We start from the raw sequence: 16,526 nt of genomic DNA, 5'->3' as shown, positions 1-16,526 counted from the left end.
GCTCCGGAGCCCGCGCCGAGGTATGCCGCGTACGGGCCCGTCGCGCTCCTACCGCCGCGTCGGTCGCGCGACGTCGCGGGCGGGACGGCGAACCCTGTGCATCGTGGACGGCGGCGCGTTCGACGAATGCTCGAATGCGGCGAGAGCCTCCGTGCGGGTGGACGCCGAGATGCTCGAGTCCGAGTGGAAAGGCCCGCGATCGCAACGGCGCCATCGCCGCGCTCCAGGCGGGCAGCGACTGCGTCGACGACGAGAGTGCCGCGCTCGAACTCCACCTCCAGCAGTGTTGCGTCGTGGTCGACGCCGTGCGACTGGCGCGCCTGGGTGCTTCGCTCGCGCGCGGAGGCCGGCCGGTGGGGCCCGACACGCTTTCCTGGGCGCGCGCACCGTCCGCGACCCCCTGAGCGTGATGTCCACCTGCGGGCTGCACGACGGTTTCGGGCGCCTTCGCCGCGCAGGTCGGCGTGCCCGCCAAGTCGGAGCTCTCGGGAGCGCTGGTGGCGGTGGTCCCCGGTCGCATGGCGATCGCCACGTGGTCGCCGGCCGTCGATCACCACGGAACCAGCGTGCGCGGGCTCGCGGTGCTCCGCGCCCTCTCGTCGGAGCTCCAGCTGGGCGCCTTCGCGGCCCGAACCACGAGCACGCCCTTCGAGGAACGGCCCGACCCGCGGTACCGTCCTCGCTCATTGGTCGAGCCGAACGGGCCTGGCGTGGGCACCGACTGGGTCCCGAGCCGGCCGCGACCCGATCGACTCCCCGCGCGCCGTCCGCCCCACCCGATCCAGGGCCCTGGGGCGCCCATTCCCCTAGCCAACGAACAGGGCCAGCTCCCTCTCGCGATGTCCGACCTCCTGCAGATCGCACTCGAATGGCTCGCGAGCGGGCTCTTCGGCAGGCGCGGCCCCCTCGAGGTCACCGCCGAGCGCCGGGCGGGCGTCGTCGTCCTCACCCTGGTGAACCGCGGCCGCCGCTCGCTCGCTTTCGCGGCCGTGCGCGCGACCGACGGGTCCGGCTCGGTGTTCTTCCCCGCGGTCGACCTCCTGGTTCGCAGCCCGCTCGAACCGGGCCGTGCCCAGGTCGTATCCGGTACCTCGGCCGAACCGCGACTGGTCGACGGCACCCCCCTGTGCGTCCTCGACACCTCGGGGAAGGCCTGGCCCGCGCGCTGGGTCGGCCGCTGAGCGGAGCGAACTGGCCCCCCACGAACAGTGGCCCACCCCTTCGGACGAAGGAGCGGACCACCGATTCCTCGAGCTTCGGTGCTCGTGCTGCCGTGCGCCCTCGGACCGCCGAACTCGCGGCCGACCGATCGAGCGGCGCCTCTCGATCACATCACGCCGATCGTGATGTCGAGGGCGTTGGCGAGGTTCGCTTCGAAGTTCAGGTCGATCGATCCACCCTGGGTGCAGAGGGACACACCGACGATGGTGGGCTCCGGCGGGATCGGGAACGCGAAGGGCACGCCCGGCGTCGAGACCTTGTACATGAAGAACGAAGCGAGCGGATCACACAGCAGCGTTCCGACGGGCGCGCCGAGGTCCGAGTTGAACGCGAACGGCGAGATGATCATGAAGTCGAGGAGCGCGGCGGGCACGAAGGTCGTGTGATCGACCACCGGATCCCAGGTGAAGCCGATCACCGGACCGGACGTCACACCGGGCATGAAGGCCTGCGGGTTCGGCGGCGTGCCGAGGCGCGGGATCTCGGACGAGGCGGCCGAGCAGTTGGCGCAGTCGACCAGCAGGTTGTAGGTGCCGGTCGCGCCGTTGTAGCCGCCGATGACGATGTAGTACGTCTGACCCGAGACGACGGGGAAGCGCATCTGCGACTGGAGTCCACAGCGGTCGTCGTTGCAGGCGATCTCCGTCAGGTTGCCGCAGGTACCGGTGAAGGCACCGATGAGGGTGTCGAAAGTGGCCGAGCCACCGACCGAGGTGCAGACCGAGACGAGAAGATCGCCCGAGCCGGCCGCGACGTACTCGTACCACCTGTCCGCGCCGATGCTGCCGGTCGACGCCGAGCAGGTCGCCGTCTGGGGCGAGGTCGTGTAGCCCACGTTGCTGCCCGCCGTCACGCCGTCGAAGATCGGGGTGGCTCCCGCGCACTCGTCGTCCGTGGTCGTGCCGCAGCTCATGGACAGGGTGAAGTTGCCCTGGGCGCCTTGGTAGCCGCCGACGGCGACCAGGTAGGTCTGCCCGGAGGTCGCCTGGAAGTTGATCGTCGACTGGCGGTTCGTCGCGCCGCAGCCGTCGTCCGCGCACCCGATCTGGACGAGTGCACCGCACGCGCCGTCGAACACCGCCAGAACGGAGTCGTAGTCGGCCGTCGCGCCGTTGAGGCACAGACTCGCGATGACGTTGCCGGTGCAGCTGGCCGTGTAGGCGAACCAGACGTCGGATCCCATCAGACCGCAGGAACCGGTGACCGCGCTGTCGGTGGCTCCGGTGTTGGTTCCGACCGTCAGTCCGTCGCCGATGGCGATGGCGCCGGCGCAGTCGTCGTTCTGGGCCAGGAGCGGGCTGGTGAGTAGAAGTGAGGCAGCGAGCGTGAGAAGGCTCTTCGAGAGTTGGCGCATCGTCGTGGTGGACCGTTGGTGGAAGGGTGCGAAGGCAGGGAAGGCAGGGGCGGTCCGATCGTCGGGGCCGGACCCGGGAAGGGCGGCTGGTGCCACGCGGCCGTGTCTCCTGGGAGCTGGGTCCGAGGAGCAGGGCCCCGAACCTGGAGGTCCGGTCGGCCGTCTGCGGTCGAGCGCACTTTGCGGAGCGAAGCGGCGGTGAAGCAGCCGTGTGGAACCTGCGGTGTGACCCCACGGTGTGACCCCACGGTGTGACCCCATGGTGTGACCCCATGGTGTGACCCCATGGTGTGACCCCACGGAGGGGGTCCGCTAGGCAGGGCCTGCAGATCGAACGCGGTTCGCCGTCGTCGGACGGAGAACCAGCGCCTGCAGTCCCGATAGGACTGGCCGATCGGACCGGCTCGAGTCGCTCCACGAGGAGCTCGGAGAGCCGGGACCGCTCCTTTGGACCGTACCCCGCTCCCCGATGTTCCGCAACGTCGGCGGGGAGCTGCCCCCACAGGTCTGGGATCGCGCCTTGGTTCGACCCGAAGTCGCGGTGTGGTGAGGAGTCGCGCCCGTCGACCGAAACACCGCCGGACATGGCTGCGCGGGGGATTTCGCCCTCGAAGCGCACTGCGCCGTTCATCTGCGAACCACACCGTCTTCGCAGGCGCACTCACCGCAACCCGCTCGCGACCGACGTCCGTGCCCCGCGTGCCAGCCGGCCGGGGGTCGCCTCGTGCGGACGCGGCCTCGATCTCCCGGTCGAGCGTTTCGCCTCCGCCCCAGTGCGGCGGGCGCGCCCGAAGTCCCTCGCGCGGTGCCCGACCGTCGCAGCGCGGGACGCTCGCCCCACCGGCCCCGCTCGAGCACGGCACCACCGCTCGCTTCCGGTACCGTTCCAGGCACAGGCCTGCCCCCGACCGTCCCCCACCACGACTCGAATGGAATACGTCTACTTCCTCGCGATCGGCGCCCTCGCCGGTTGGCTCGCCGGACTCTTGGTCAAGGGCCGCGGCTTCGGGTTGATCGGCAACGTCGTCGTCGGAGTGCTCGGCGCCGTGCTCGGTGGCTACCTCTCGCGCCAGATGGGCGTCGGGAACCAGGACGATCTCTTGGGCGTGCTGCTCACGGCCTTCGCCGGATCGGCGTTGCTGCTCGTGATCGTCGGCGTTCTCAAGAAGGCCTGAGCGCGCGCGACGGACGCGGTCGGCGCGGTGATCGCACCGCGCCGTCCCGACGGAGCCGTCAACGCCGTGCCAACACCTGTTCGGCCAGCCACTCGCCGAGCCACACGACACCCGCGGTGTCGAACACGAGCTGCTCGGCCTGGGGCGGCGGCTCGAACGCGCGCAGATGCACGCAGTGCGGGTCCGCGGCCGCCATCTCGGCGACGCGCGCGACGACGTCGATCCCGTTCACACTCTCGTCGTCCGTGGGGGCCTGCTGGCTGACGAACCAGGTGAGTTCGGGCAGCTCGAGGTCCGCGCGACTGCGTTCGATCACGGTCGCGAGACGTTCGGCCGCCGCCTCGCGATAGGGATGGAACGACATGTCGTTCTCGCCCACGTGGTAGACGATGCCGGCGAGCTTCACGCGGTGTCCGCGCTCCTCGAGGTCCGCGATCGCCGCACGCACGAACGCGATGAATGCGGGATACAGGTTGCGATCCTCGGCCTCGCTGCCCGCGGGGGTCCAGTCGACGATCTGCGAGCCGCTGTGCGTGAACTTGGCGATGGCGAACGGCGTTCGCAGCTTCTTCGCGAGCGTCCGACCGAAGCTGAGTTCGGGACCGAAGGTGTCGTAGGGCCCGGACGGCGCGAGCGCCTCCCAACCGTTCGAGACGCGGAAACCGCCGCCCACGTCGTAGCGGTACGGAATCTTGACGTTCGGCGCGGCGAGCCCGCGCCCGCCCTTCAGCTCGGCGAGGTGCTGGACGAAGGCGCGTTCGCCCTCCATGTTGCGGTGGCCGGCGAGCACGAAGAGTTCGATCTCCTTCCCCGCGCGCACCGGCCACTTCGCGAGCGACGGCGTGGGTTCGTCGGCGAGCCCCACGTTGGCGAGGTAGGCGTCCGCGTAGTTCACACCGTGCTCGAGCTGGCCGAGGGTGCCGTAGTGGTAGTGCAGGCCGGCGCCGCCACCGATCTCCACGGCGACGTGCGACGTGGGCACGTACTGCGCCAGCGGATCGGCCGTCGTCGCCGCCTTCTGTCCGCGCGCGATCGCGTCCATGTGCGGGCGCATGTCCATCCCCCAGACCGTCTTGGTGCACAGCTCGCCCACGTACACGCGCAATTCCGGCACCTCGAGGTCGCGACGCACGCACGCGATGAAGCTCGCGAGGTTGGCGCCGTAGGCCTCCTCGAATCCGTCCTCGAACATGTCGTTCTCGCCCTGGTGCCACATCAGGCCTTCGAGGCGGTAGCGCACGCCCTTCGCGTCCAGCTCGGCCAACGACGCGCGCACGGTCTCGAGCAGGAGCGGATACATGCGAAAGCCGGTCGGCTCGTCCGGGTTCCAGTCGCCGCCCAGGTGCGTGCCCCCCGCCGCGACCTTGACGATCGCGACCGGCGCATCGATGCGGCTCGAGACCTTGCGCGCGAAGCTCAGCTCGGGTCCGACCACGCCGTCCACCGGAGCGAGCGGCACCCAACCGTCGGAACGTCGCTTGTCCTCGCGTCCGATCACGTAGGAGAAGCGCACGTCCTTCTGTGGTTCGTCGAGTCCCGCGAAGGGTGGGAAGCGCTCGATGTGTTCGGCGTGCGAGTCCGAACCGACCATGTTGGACTGGCCGGCGAAGATGAAGACGCGCGTGACGGAGTCCTCGGCCCGAACCGAGCTGAAGAGGGTGCCGACGACGAGCAGGAAGAAGAGCATGGTGCGCATCCTCGAAGACTAGCTGTTCCGCGCCCCTGTGCCTCTCGCTGTGCTCCAAGGGGCTCGAGCAGCGGGACGCTCCACCGGCCACGAGCGTTGCCACGGTCGACGGGCACGGTCGACGGCCGAGCTCGACGGGCGCGTCGCTGGCACGGACTCCGAGCCAGCGATGCGCGACGACCCTCGGCACACGGGTCGACGCCGTCCACGTGGAGCTCGTCGGCCAGAGGTACGCGTACTCGTTCCCGAGTCGGGCCGACGATCTCGTGCTCTTCGCCACCGTCGATGCCCAGGCACCCCACGTCGCGGGGACCTTCGAAGCGCGCATCCAAGGCGACGCGGACCCCGCCCACCTCGGTCCGCTCGACGAACACTGGACCGAGCTCGTGCCGCGCACAGCGGCCCGTGGCGACGAGGACGAAGCGACCCGCCGCCTCGAGCACCGCGCTGACCAGATCGCGAGGCTGCACCGCGCGAAGCTGCGCGAGCTGGTGCGACGCCTCGTGGCGAACGTCGCGGGCGAGTGACACGGGCGAGTGACACGGGCGAGTGACACGGGCGAGTGACACGGGCGAGTGACACGGGCGAGTGACACGGGCGAGTGACACGGGCGAGTGACACGGGCGAGTGACACGGGCGAGTGACACGGACGAGTGACACGGACGAGTGACACGGACGAGTGACACAGGCGAGTGACACGGACGAGTGACACGGACGAGTGACACGGACGAGCGGCGCAGCGCCACGACGACCGGTTCGCGGGCGATCGGGTCGAATCTCGTCGCCCGATCCGAACGACGCGGCCACTGGTGTCAGATCGTCGCGGCCGCCCGAGTGGTGCCTCGACGACCGGAGCGAGACGCCCGGTCGCGATCCACACCTCCACCCTTGTTCGCGGGAGTGCGGCGCGCAAGATGGCCCCCGATGAACCAGCCCGTTCGTTTCGCTCTCAAGGACCGGCCGCTGCGCCGCGACGTCGGTCGACTCGGCGCCCTGTTGGGCAGGATCCTGCGCGAGCTCGCGCCGCCAGGGGTGTACGAGACCGTCGAGACGGCTCGGCTCGCGGCACGCAGACGGCGCAAGTCGGACCCCGTGGCGGGCGCGGAACTGGAAGCCACCCTCGGGTCGCTCTCCCCCGCCATCGCGCTCGAGGTGGTGCGCGCGTTCAGCGCCTACTTCGGCGTCGTCAACATGGCCGAGCAGGTCCACAGGTTGCGGCGCCGGATCGACTACCGCCGCGCGGGCGCCGCACAACCCGGGAGCCTGCGGGCCAGTGCACTCGAACTCGCGCGCCGCGGTACGACGCTCGAGGAGGTGCAGGCCGCACTCGCGTCGCTGGTGGTCGAGCCCGTCTTCACGGCGCACCCGACCGAGTCCGTGCGGCGCACGCTGCTCAAGAAGGACCAGCGACTGGCGCGAGCGCTCGTCGCGCGCTTCCACGAGGACGCGCTCGATCCGGTGGCGCTCGCGACGCTCGATCAGGCCGTTGCGCTCGAGATCGCGTCGGCCTGGCAGACCGAGGAGCAACTCCCCGACCGACCGACCGTGGCCGAAGAGGTCGAGCACGTGCTGTTCCATCTGGCCGACGTCCTGTACCGCGTCGTTCCCGCCGTCCACGAGGAGCTCGAACGCGCGCTCGAACTCGCCTACGGCCAACCGGTCCGGGTCGAGCGGCCGGTGTTGCGCTTCGCGTCCTGGGTCGGCGGCGACATGGACGGCAATCCGAACGTGGGCGCGCCAACCATGCGCGCCACGCTCGCGCGCCACCTCGAGCTCGCCCTCGCGCGCTACGGCGACGAGTTGCGCGGCCTGCACGAACACCTGTCGCAGTCGACCACGCGCGTCGGCGTCGACGACGCGGTGCTGGCGCGCGTGGAGGACTACGCCGCGCGGTTGCCCGACGACTTCGCACGCATTCCGACGCGCTACGCCGGCATGCCCTACCGCCAGCTGTTGTGGCTGATGGAGGCGCGCCTCGAACGCAAGCGTCGTGGCGAAGAGGGCGGCTACGGCCTGCCGAACGAGTTCCGCGCCGACCTCGAGCTCGTCGAACGCAGCCTCGCCAGCAACGCGGGGAGCCTCTCCGGCCTAGCGCTCGTGCGGCGCGCGCTGTGGCGCGTCGACGTCTTCGGCTTCCACCTCGCGGCACTGGACGTGCGCCAGGACGCCGAGGTGCACCGGCGCGTCGTGGGCACGCTGCTCGGTGCTGCGGACTTCGCGTCGCGCGCGCCCTCCGAACGCGTCGCTCGCATCGCCGAGGCGCTGCGCGGCGAGCACGCACCGAGACACGCGGCCTCCGACGAGGAGTCCGTGCGCACGCTGGAGGTCTTCCGCGCCCTCGCCGAGGCACGCGAGCGCTACGGGGACCGCGCGCTCGGTCCGTACATCGTCTCGATGGCGCAGGGTCCGGACGACGCCCTGGCGGTTCTCCTGTTGGCGCGCGCGGGCGGCTGCGTCGACGAGTCGGGGCACGTCCCGCTCGACGTGGCGCCGCTGTTCGAGACGGTCGACGATCTGGAGGCTGGGCCCGACGTGCTGCGCGCCCTGTGCCAGGACCCGAGCTACTCCGAGCACCTGGTCGCGCGCGGCGGGCGGCAGGTCGTGATGCTCGGCTACTCCGACAGCAACAAGGACGGCGGCATCGCGGCGTCGCGCGTCGCCCTCGTCGACGCCCAGGAGCGTCTGGTCGCCACCGCAGCCGATCTCGGCCTCGCGTTGACGCTCTTCCACGGTCGCGGCGGTTCGATCAGTCGCGGTGGTTCGAAACCGCGCGCGGGGATCCTCGCGACTCCGCCCGGAGCGCTGGGAGGCCATGCCCGTTCCACCGAACAGGGCGAGATCATCGGCGGCAAGTACGGCCTGCGCGGCATCGCGACGCGCACGCTCGAGCTGTCCGTGGGAGCGCTGCTCGAGCGCAGCGCGGGCGGCGACCCGGCGCGCCCGGCGACGAACGAGCAGCGCGCGATCGCCCGGACGATCAGCAGCGCCAGCCGCACCGCGTACCGCGCGCTCGTGCACGACGATCCGGACTTCATCGCGCTCTTCGAGGGGATGACGCCGATCGACGTGATCGAGCGCCTCGAGATCGGTTCCAGACCGGCGCGCCGACGCAGCATGTGCGGCGTCGGCGACCTGCGCGCGATTCCGTGGGTCTTCGCGTGGACCCAGTGCCGCGCCGTGCTCCCGGGCTGGTTCGGCGTCGGCACCGGGCTGTCCGCCGCGATCGACGCGCACGGCCTCGACACGATGCGCCGCGCCCTCGACCAGTGGCCCTTCCTCGCGATGCTCGTCTCCGATGTCGAGATGGTCCTGGCGAAGAGCGATCTCCACATCGCGGCGCGCTACTCCGAGCTCGCCGGCACGGCCGGTGCGCGCCTCTTCCCCGTCGTCCGAGCCGAGCACGAGCGCTCCGTCGCCGCCGTCCTCGAACTCGTCCGTTCGAACGAACTCCTCGAACGCGATCCGACGCTCCAACGCTCGATCCGCCTGCGCAATCCCTACGTCGATCCGATGAGCTTCGTGCAGATCGACCTGCTCGAACGCTGGCGTGCCGGCGGCCGCGAGGACCGCGACCTCGAACGCGTGCTCGTCCAGACCGTGCGCGGCATCGCGCGCGGGCTGCGGAACACGGGGTGAAGCGCGCACACGCTGCCGACGCTGGTAGCACCCGGACCGCGATCCTGCTCGCCCACCGCCCGCGCGCAGCCCTCGAGACTCCGCGCCCCTCTCCCCGAGTGCGATGGAAGACACGGTTCGAACCAGCTCCAACCGCTGGCGCGGCTGGAGCCAGAAGCACTCGCCGGCTCGAGTCCCGTCCCCGCGGAACGAAAAGAAGCGGCGCGGCCCCCTAGGGCTGCACCGCTTCTTCGAGTGGTAGCGGAGGCAGGATTCGAACCAATGCTCCAACCGCGCCAGCGGTTGGGCCAGAAGCACTCGCAGGTCCGAATCCTGTCCCCGCGGAACGAAGAGAAGCGGCTCGGCCCTCTAGGGCTGCACCGCTTCTTCGAGTGGTAGCGGAGGCAGGATTCGAACCAATGCTCCAACCGCGCCAGCGGTTGGGCCAGAAACACTCGCAGGTTCGAATCCTGCCCCCGCGGAACGAAGAGAAGCGGCGCGGCCCCCTAGGGCTGCACCGCTTCTTCGAGTGGTAGCGGAGGCAGGATTCGAACCAATGCTCCAACCGCGCCAGCGGTTGGGCCAGAAACACTCGCAGGTTCGAGTCCTGCCCCCGCGGAACGAAGAGAAGCGGCGCGGCCCCCTAGGGCTGCACCGTTTCTTCGAGTGGTAGCGGAGGCAGGATTCGAACCAACGCTCCAACCGCGCCAGCGGTTGGGCCAGAAACACTCGCAGGTTCGAATCCTGCCCCCGCAGAACGAAAAGAAGCGGCGCGGCCCCCTAGGGCTGCACCGCTTCTTCGAGTGGTAGCGGAGGCAGGATTCGAACCAATGCTCCAACCGCGCCAGCGGTTGGGCCAGAAACATTCGTAGGTTCGAATCCTGCCCCCGCAGAACGAAAAGAAGCGGCGCGGCCCCCTAGGGCCGCACCGCTTCTTCGAGTGGTAGCGGAGGCAGGATTCGAACCAACGCTCCAACCGCGCCAGCGGTTGGGCCAGAAACATTCGCAGGTTCGAATCCTGCCCCCGCAGAACGAAAAGAAGCGGCGCGGCCCCCTAGGGCCGCGCCGCTTCTTTGAGTGGTAGCGGGGGTAGGATTCGAACCTACGACCTCCGGGTTATGAGCCCGACGAGCTGCCAGACTGCTCCACCCCGCGTCACCGTGTCTGCGATCTTTCGATCGCCAGCGCTCGCGCGCCGTGTCGGAACGCCGCCCGAGAGCAGGAGGGCCCGAAGGCCTCGTTCCGCCCGAGCGTCGCGTCTGGAGCGCCACTCGGGGGAGGAAGTATGGGGAAGCGGTCGGGGCGGGTCAACAACCCTTCCGCCGATCCCGCGAGCGGTTCTCGATCGCTCGCGCTCAGGAACCCGAACCGGGCGGCGTCGGGCGCCCCGCACCTGTGCCGTCAGCGCCTGTGCCGTCAGCGCCTGTGCCTTCACCAGCCGCGCCGTCATCGGCCGACGGAGTCTCCTCCGCCGGATCGGGATCGCCGACCGGGGCTTCCCCCACGGGCGCGCTGGCATCCGTCGCGCGCGGCGCGGCCGCTTCTTCGGCCCCGCCGCCGTCGCTGGGCGGTGCGCCGCCGAACTCGGCCGCGTTCGCCACGCCGCTCAGCAGTTCGCCCAGGTCCTCGAGGACCTGCCCACCGCCTTCGATCCCTTCCCACTGGGCGGGATCGGTGAGACCGCTCGCCTCGGTCAGTTCGAGCGCGCGCACGGCGTAGGGCTTCACGTGCGCGTCGTTGACGGCGTTCAAGAGCTCGAACAACTCCTCGACGCGGCGCGCGCGATCGAGCGTCGCCCACGAGTCGAGCGCGACGAGTGCCAGGAGGATGCGGGCGCGCTCCGCCGCGGTTCCATCGGACGGTTCGGCGCGTGCCAGCCGCTCGTACTCGCGCAGACCGCGTCGACCCAGTGCGGTGAGTTCGCTCGGACCGGCCTCTCGGAACAGCTCGCGGTAGAGGGCGAGGGCCTCGGGCTGTCGCTGGGCCTCGACCAGGAACCGCGCGCGCTCGGCCCTGAGCCCGAACACGCTGGCGTCCGTGTCCTCGGCGGGAGCTCGATCCAGTGCTTCGACGAAGGCCCGGTCGACGACGTCGGGCGCACGCCCCGCGTCGAAGGCGAACAGCGCCGCGGCGCGCGCACGTTCCCAGGCCGAGAGTCCGGCGCGCGGCACGTGGATCCGCACGAGCGCGTCGAGGATGCGCGGCACGAGGACCGGGCGCGGCGCCGAGCCGTCGGGACCGCTGGGTCGACCGCGACTCCCGAGGGTTCCGGTCAGCGCGCGCAGCTGGAGGGCCCAACCGACGAACTCGGCGCTCTGGGCGGCCAGCAGCTCGGCCTCGGCCGAACTCGCTCCTGTGCCGTCGTCGGCTCCCGCGTCCCCGGGAGCGTCGGTGCCCGAGTTCGGCTCGACGCCCGCTCCGTTCGCCCCAGGACTCGTGCCCGGTGCCGGCGGACCGGTGGTCGGCGCGTCGTCGAGATCGATCCCCACCCCCAGTTGCAGCGCTTCGACGAGCGCGCTCTCGAGCTGTTCGGGATCGTCGATGTTCGCGAGCACGCGCGCCGAACGCAGCAACAGTCCGGGGTTGCTCGACGCGAGAACCGTCACGACGCTCGCCGCCTGGCGCGGGCCGCGCGCGGCGGCCGTCGCGAACGTGTCGCGCTGCAGCATGGACTCGAGGTCCTGCGGGCGACCGAGTCGACGGATGAGTCGCTCGAGCGTCTCGCGCGAGGCGACGCCGGTCTCGAGCGGCCACGAATCGATCAGGTAGGCGATGTCGAGGTCGAGCTCGGCGAGCTGCGCCGGCGTCACGTCGGCGGTCAGTCCGTCGAGGATGGCGAGTGCTCGCACGCGCAGCTGTTCCTCGGGGGCGGCGACGAGCTTCGGAAGCAGCTGCAGGAGGTCGCGCGCGCCCGGCGTGGCCAGTCCGATCCTCGGCACGAGCCCCGCGATCGCACCCGAGAGTGCGAAGCGGACGGCGAAGTCCTGGGCCTGGTCGCAGCGCGCCACCAGGCTCGCGAGGTCGTCGACGCTCGCGAGATCGACCAGCGCGGAGGCCGCGGCGAGGCGCACCTCGCGGGTCGCCTCCGGCCGATCGAAGAGCGACAGGATGGCGGTGGACAGGGCGGGCTCGAGACCGACGGCCTGTTCGGCGAAGGAGTGCGACAGACTGCGCTGACTCTGCAGCACGCCGATCAGGACGTCCGCGTCGATCGGCTGCGAGGCGGCCACCCGCTCGAGCGCGGTCTGCGTCAGCTCGAACGCGGCCCGGGCCGTCGACGCCGGCGGCACGTCGCCCCCCACCTGCCAGGGCAGGGCGGCGGCCAAGCGCGCCAGGCAGTGCTGGACGCTGATCGGCGCTTCGCTGGCGCCGCGCGCGATGATCGCGCGACCGCGCTCGACCCGCGGGTCGTCGGCCGAACGCACCTGCAGGAGCGGCGACAGGGCTTCGAGCTGGGCGCACAGCGCGTCGCTGTCGATCTCGGCGTCGGCGGCGGCGAGCAGGGCGTCGGCGGCGACCGCGGCGTCGAGCGTACCGCTCGAGACGGAGGCCGCGACCGAGCGCGCGGCGGCGACGCGCACGCGCGGCGAGAGATCGACCAGCGCGAGCACGGCGGCGTCGGGCTGATGGACCCACAGCCGCGTGAGCTGGGCCAGCAGACGCTCCTCGAGACCGAGCAGCTGCGCGCGATAGGTCGCGAGCGCGGGTCCTTCGACCAGGGTCGCGAGCGGCAGCACCTCCTCGGACCCCTCGAACCACACGCCGTACAGTCCGTGCAGCGCGCGCCGGGCGGCGGCGACGCGCCGCGCGATGTCGCTCGTCGGTGCGATGTCGAGCGCGGCGGCGAGACGCGGCGCGAGGCGCGTGATGCGCAGGTCGCCGGCCATGGCAGCGGCGGCGGCCCACGTCTCGTCGGACGTGCCCACGTCGATCAAGAGGCTGTCGAGGACCTGGATCAGGTCGGGTCCGTCGAGCCCCTGCCACTCCTGCGCCAGTTGCTCGAGCGCGGCGGCGCGCGCGGTCCGACGGTCCTTGGTGCGCGCGGCGGTCAGCCCCGGCGGCACGGGCGTACCGACGCGCCGCACCCGTTCGTCGGGATCGGCAGCGCGTTCGGCGGACAGCGGCGCGACCGAGGCCTCGCGGATCTCGGCGCGGCGATCGGCCCGCGGCACGCCGCTCAACAGGGCGGCGCGCGCACGCTTCTGCGCGGCGACCGGCGCGGACGCGGCGCGCGACTCGGCGGCCGCCGCTCCGTCCTCCTGCGCGTCCGCCATTCGGACCGTCTCGGCCGCGCCGATGACCGGACCCGGTTCCGCGCCACCGGACTCACGGGCGGCGTACGAACCCGATGTGGCCACGACGGCACTCAGGAGGCCGTGGAGGAGGGTGGCGGTCAGGTGGTACACGCGGGTGTCGCTGGAAGATCGTGAAGTCGAGCAGAACGGATCGTACCAGCACGGAACGAGCGACCCCCGGCCGCTGCGCTTCGGCCCTGTGGTCGTCGTTCGGGCACGGGACCCGCGCTCGGTTCATCGGCCGCTGACGAGGGGGCGAAAGAGGCCCGATCGAGGAAGACTCGACCGACCGACCGATCCCGCGTCGGCGCCGGGACCTGCGACGTCTACGGGCGCAGGCCGAGCGCGCGAGCGAGGGCCCGAAGGTCGACGTTCGCGGCGTCGACCGCTCCTCCGGCTGCCCCCGCCGCGAGTCGTTCGGCCACCAATCTCAGGAGCGCGGGCGCGAGCGCAGCGGCCACGCGTCGAGCCTCGGTCGCCGCCGGATCGTCCGCCGCCAAGGCACGGCGATGGGCCTCGAGCGTGCCGAGATCGCCGCGCACATGAGGCCCGGTGAGCGCCGCCGCCGGCGTCGTGCGCGCGAGGTTGTGCGCGGCGCTGGCCACGAGGCCGCGCACCGCGAACAGGGCGTCGTCGCTCGCCCTGCTGGCGTCCTCGCCGTCGTCGTTCGAGGCGGTGACGAGCGCTCCGCACAGGAGCGCGCGCGCCACCTCGGCCAACGCCACGGTCCCTCCCGCCGCAAGGGTCGCCGCCGCGTGGTAGCGCGCCTGCTGGTCCGCCTCCACCACGAGCGGGCGACCACCGAGCTCGCGGGCCAACTCGGTCGCGACGCGCAGCGCCTCCCCGTCGCCGAGCACGCCGAACGCCGCGCCGGCGAAGCGTCCGTGCGCGCCGCTCACCGCCGGTCCCCCGACCGCGCACAGCGGATGGAACAGGCCCGTGGACGCGCCCCGCTCCGCCAGCGCGTCGAGTGCGCCGACCGGTGTACAGCCGCTCGTGTGCAGGGCCACGGCGGGCACGCTCGCGAACTCCTGCGCACAGCGCCGAGCCACGGCTTCGATCGCCGTGTCCGTGACGCACAGCACGAGGACGTCGCAGCTCGCACCGCTCGGGGCGAGCTCGGCGAGCGTGTTCCGGCGCGCGAACGCCTCGGGCCCGTCGCCCTCGGCCGCGCCGCTGCGGCTCCAGGCACTCACCACGTGGCCCGAACCCCGCAGCGCCGCCGCGAGCGCCGTCCCCAGAGCACCCGTGCCGACGATGGCGACCGAGTGCTTCACGGACGGCCTCCCGACGAGCGGCGCGGGGCGCGCACGAGTCGCACGCCGTGCCCGCACTCGGTCGTGACGCCGCACCAGCGCGGTGTGCGGCCGAGGCGCTCGGCGGCGCGTCGGGCCTGGTCCACGAGTTCGGCCGCATCGTCGGCGTCGGTCGCGCGAGCGAAGAGCGCCGAGCCGCTGCCGCTGAGATCGAAGCGCGGACCGAGCGCCTCGAACCACTCGTCGAGCACGGGTTCGACGGCGCGCGCCGCGTCCACGAGATCGTTGGCGAAGGAGCTCGCCGCCAGCGCGCCCACGGCAGCGGGCCCGCTCCCTAGAGCGAAGGCGGCGTAGACGCTCGGGGTCGAACACCCGACGTCGGGCACGACGAGCGCGAACCGACCGCGCTCGCGCTCGACGCCGGTCCGCGAGAGCACTTCGACCCGTTCGCCCCTACCGGTCGCGCGACCGCGGCCGGTGAAGCGCGCCGCGGCGAAGAAGACCGTGTCCGACCCGAGCTCGGCGAGCTCGTCCAGGCAGTCCGCCCAGGCGAGCACCTGCCCCGAGTGGACGAGGACGAGGTCGCGCACGACGAGAAGGGCCGCCGCGGCGTCCGAACTCGCCCCGCCCAGTCCCGCGCGGCTCGGCACGTTCTTCACGAGATCCAGTTCGAGCGCGAAGTCGACGCACAGCCCCGTTCGCCGCTCGAGAGCCTCGACGTAGGCACGCGCCGCGCGCTCGGCCAGGTTCTGCGGCGCCGCGCGCACGTCGTCGGTCGCGGCGGACCCCTCCAGCGCGAGTCGCACGACGAGGTCGTGCGCCGGACGAGGGGGTGCGGGTCGAAGCCGCGCCTCCACCACGTCGCAGGGACCGATGCAGACCATGCTCGTATCGAGTTCGTGGAAGCCGTCGGCGCGGCGGCCCAGCACGCGCAACGTCGTGTTCAGCTTGGCCGGCGCGAGCGCCGTTGCGACGAGCGGCGCGTTCACTCGGACTCCTCGTCGGGCACGAGCCCGAGGTTGTCGATCAGGCGCACCCCGGCGAGACGCACGGCGACGAGCGCGCGCGCACCGTCATCCGGCACGGGCCCGTCGAACGTCGCGAGCGTGCGCGCGTCGCGCAGGGCCGCGTACTCGATCTCGGTGCCGTCCTCGCGGTCGAGAACGGCGCGCATCCGCCCTTCGAGCGCGACCGGATCGCGCTCGCCGCCGGCGAAGGCCTCGCGCGCCGCGAGCAGCGCGCGGTGGACGACTGCCGCGTGTTCGCGTTGCGCTGGGGAGAGACGCGCGTTCCGCGAGCTGCGTGCGAGACCCGAAGCCTCGCGATCGGTCGGAACGACGACGATGCTCGGCTCGCCGCTGCCGGCGACGTGGCGCACGACGAGGGTCTGCTGCCAGTCCTTGGCTCCGAAGTACGCCACGTGCGGACGCACGAGATCGAACAGGCGCCGCACGATCGTCGCGACCCCCTCGAAGTGGCCGGGCCTGACGTCGCCCTCGAGGCCGGCGCGCGCCGCGGGCCCCGGATCGACCGCCTCGATCACGTCCGTGCCGCTCGGGCCGTAGAGGTCGTACTCGGGGAAGAACTCGTCCAACCCACCCGTGAACGCGATGTGCGCCCCCGCGCCCTCGAGGAGCGCGCAGTCGCCGTCGAAGTCGCGGTGGTACGCCGCCAGGTCGCGCGCGTCGTCGAACTGGAGCGGGTTGACGAAGATGCTCACCACCACGAGGTCGTTCTCGGCCGCCGCCCGTCGCACCAGCGCCAGGTGTCCTTCGTGCAGTGCCCCCATCGTGGGGACGAATCCGATACGCGTCGAGGGACTCGTGTCGCGCACGGTCCTGCAGCGCTCGGCCGCGGCGATGGGAGATTCGATGCGTTCCACGTCGGGTCGGTTCGTTGGTCGGAGGCCGCGCATCGAGCCGG

10 protein-coding genes, 1 tRNA gene and 1 pseudogene are annotated in these 16,526 nt (G+C 71.8%); 5 read left to right on the top strand and 7 right to left on the bottom strand.

Going from position 1 to position 16,526, the window contains the following annotated elements; all coding sequences use genetic code 11:
* Window positions 1-434: 434 nt before the first annotated feature.
* Together Pla163_RS18950 and Pla163_RS18945 are read left to right on the top strand one after the other, a co-directional pair.
* A pseudogene (locus Pla163_RS18950) lies at window positions 435-611 on the top strand (glutaminase); the annotation flags it as partial.
* A 228-nt stretch (window positions 612-839) separates the two neighbouring features.
* Window positions 840-1,181 carry a hypothetical protein gene (locus Pla163_RS18945; protein WP_419186470.1) on the top strand — a complete coding sequence of 114 codons (342 nt, stop codon included), beginning with the start codon at window positions 840-842 and terminating at the stop codon, window positions 1,179-1,181.
* A 146-nt stretch (window positions 1,182-1,327) separates the two neighbouring features.
* On the opposite strand, the gene Pla163_RS08635 is transcribed toward Pla163_RS18945, so the two are convergent.
* The gene (locus Pla163_RS08635) at window positions 1,328-2,575 is read right to left on the bottom strand and encodes a hypothetical protein (protein ID WP_145186591.1); all 1,248 of its coding nucleotides are present in this window, start codon (window positions 2,573-2,575) and stop codon (window positions 1,328-1,330) included.
* 929 nt (window positions 2,576-3,504) lie between these two features.
* Between Pla163_RS08635 and Pla163_RS08630 the strand changes: the two genes are divergently transcribed.
* Complete coding sequence (locus tag Pla163_RS08630; protein ID WP_145186588.1) at window positions 3,505-3,750, top strand: GlsB/YeaQ/YmgE family stress response membrane protein; 246 nt, start codon at window positions 3,505-3,507, stop codon at window positions 3,748-3,750.
* Window positions 3,751-3,808: 58 nt separating this feature from the next.
* On the opposite strand, the gene Pla163_RS08625 is transcribed toward Pla163_RS08630, so the two are convergent.
* Entirely contained in the window at window positions 3,809-5,446 is a 1,638-nt protein-coding gene (locus tag Pla163_RS08625) for a sialate O-acetylesterase (protein ID WP_145186585.1), read from the bottom strand.
* A gap of 200 nt (window positions 5,447-5,646) precedes the next feature.
* Between Pla163_RS08625 and Pla163_RS08620 the strand changes: the two genes are divergently transcribed.
* Together Pla163_RS08620 and ppc are read left to right on the top strand one after the other, a co-directional pair.
* Complete coding sequence (locus Pla163_RS08620) at window positions 5,647-5,964, top strand: hypothetical protein (RefSeq protein ID WP_145186582.1); 318 nt, start codon at window positions 5,647-5,649, stop codon at window positions 5,962-5,964.
* A 397-nt stretch (window positions 5,965-6,361) separates the two neighbouring features.
* Window positions 6,362-9,073, top strand: a complete 2,712-nt coding sequence (gene ppc, locus Pla163_RS08615; RefSeq protein WP_145186579.1) for a phosphoenolpyruvate carboxylase — start codon at window positions 6,362-6,364, stop codon at window positions 9,071-9,073.
* Window positions 9,074-10,130: 1,057 nt separating this feature from the next.
* On the opposite strand, the gene Pla163_RS08610 is transcribed toward ppc, so the two are convergent.
* The 5 genes from Pla163_RS08610 to panC form a co-directional block, all read right to left on the bottom strand.
* Window positions 10,131-10,207: transfer RNA gene (locus Pla163_RS08610), tRNA-Met, on the bottom strand.
* A 200-nt stretch (window positions 10,208-10,407) separates the two neighbouring features.
* Window positions 10,408-13,458, bottom strand: coding sequence for a hypothetical protein (locus tag Pla163_RS08605; RefSeq protein ID WP_145186576.1), 3,051 nt, complete (start codon window positions 13,456-13,458; stop codon window positions 10,408-10,410).
* A 215-nt stretch (window positions 13,459-13,673) separates the two neighbouring features.
* The gene (locus Pla163_RS08600; RefSeq protein WP_419186469.1) at window positions 13,674-14,624 is read right to left on the bottom strand and encodes a DUF2520 domain-containing protein; all 951 of its coding nucleotides are present in this window, start codon (window positions 14,622-14,624) and stop codon (window positions 13,674-13,676) included.
* On the bottom strand, window positions 14,621-15,592 hold the full coding sequence (locus Pla163_RS18940) for a 4-(cytidine 5'-diphospho)-2-C-methyl-D-erythritol kinase (protein WP_419186468.1): 972 nt from the start codon (window positions 15,590-15,592) through the stop codon (window positions 14,621-14,623). The genes Pla163_RS08600 and Pla163_RS18940 overlap by 4 nt, the downstream gene beginning before the upstream one ends.
* A complete protein-coding gene (gene panC / locus Pla163_RS08595; RefSeq protein WP_419186467.1) occupies window positions 15,589-16,485 on the bottom strand; it encodes a pantoate--beta-alanine ligase in 897 nt (298 codons plus the stop codon). Before panC ends, Pla163_RS18940 begins: the two co-directional genes overlap by 4 nt.
* Between the last annotated feature and the right edge of the window lie 41 nt (window positions 16,486-16,526).

The organism is Rohdeia mirabilis, from assembly GCA_007750655.1.
GTDB lineage: Bacteria > Planctomycetota > UBA1135 > UBA1135.
The sequence above is the reverse complement of the archived record's forward strand: the minus strand, read 5'-3'. Positions and strand labels throughout refer to the sequence as shown.

What these genes read in the sequence shown, in the direction of transcription:
- Pla163_RS18945 (WP_419186470.1), top strand. Translation starts at nt 840, where the DNA reads ATGTCCGACCTCCTGCAGATCGCACTCGAATGGCTCGCGAGCGGGCTC.
- Pla163_RS08635 (WP_145186591.1), bottom strand. Translation starts at nt 2,575, where the DNA reads ATGCGCCAACTCTCGAAGAGCCTTCTCACGCTCGCTGCCTCACTTCTA.
- Pla163_RS08630 (WP_145186588.1), top strand. Translation starts at nt 3,505, where the DNA reads ATGGAATACGTCTACTTCCTCGCGATCGGCGCCCTCGCCGGTTGGCTC.
- Pla163_RS08625 (WP_145186585.1), bottom strand. Translation starts at nt 5,446, where the DNA reads ATGCGCACCATGCTCTTCTTCCTGCTCGTCGTCGGCACCCTCTTCAGC.
- ppc (WP_145186579.1), top strand. Translation starts at nt 6,362, where the DNA reads ATGAACCAGCCCGTTCGTTTCGCTCTCAAGGACCGGCCGCTGCGCCGC.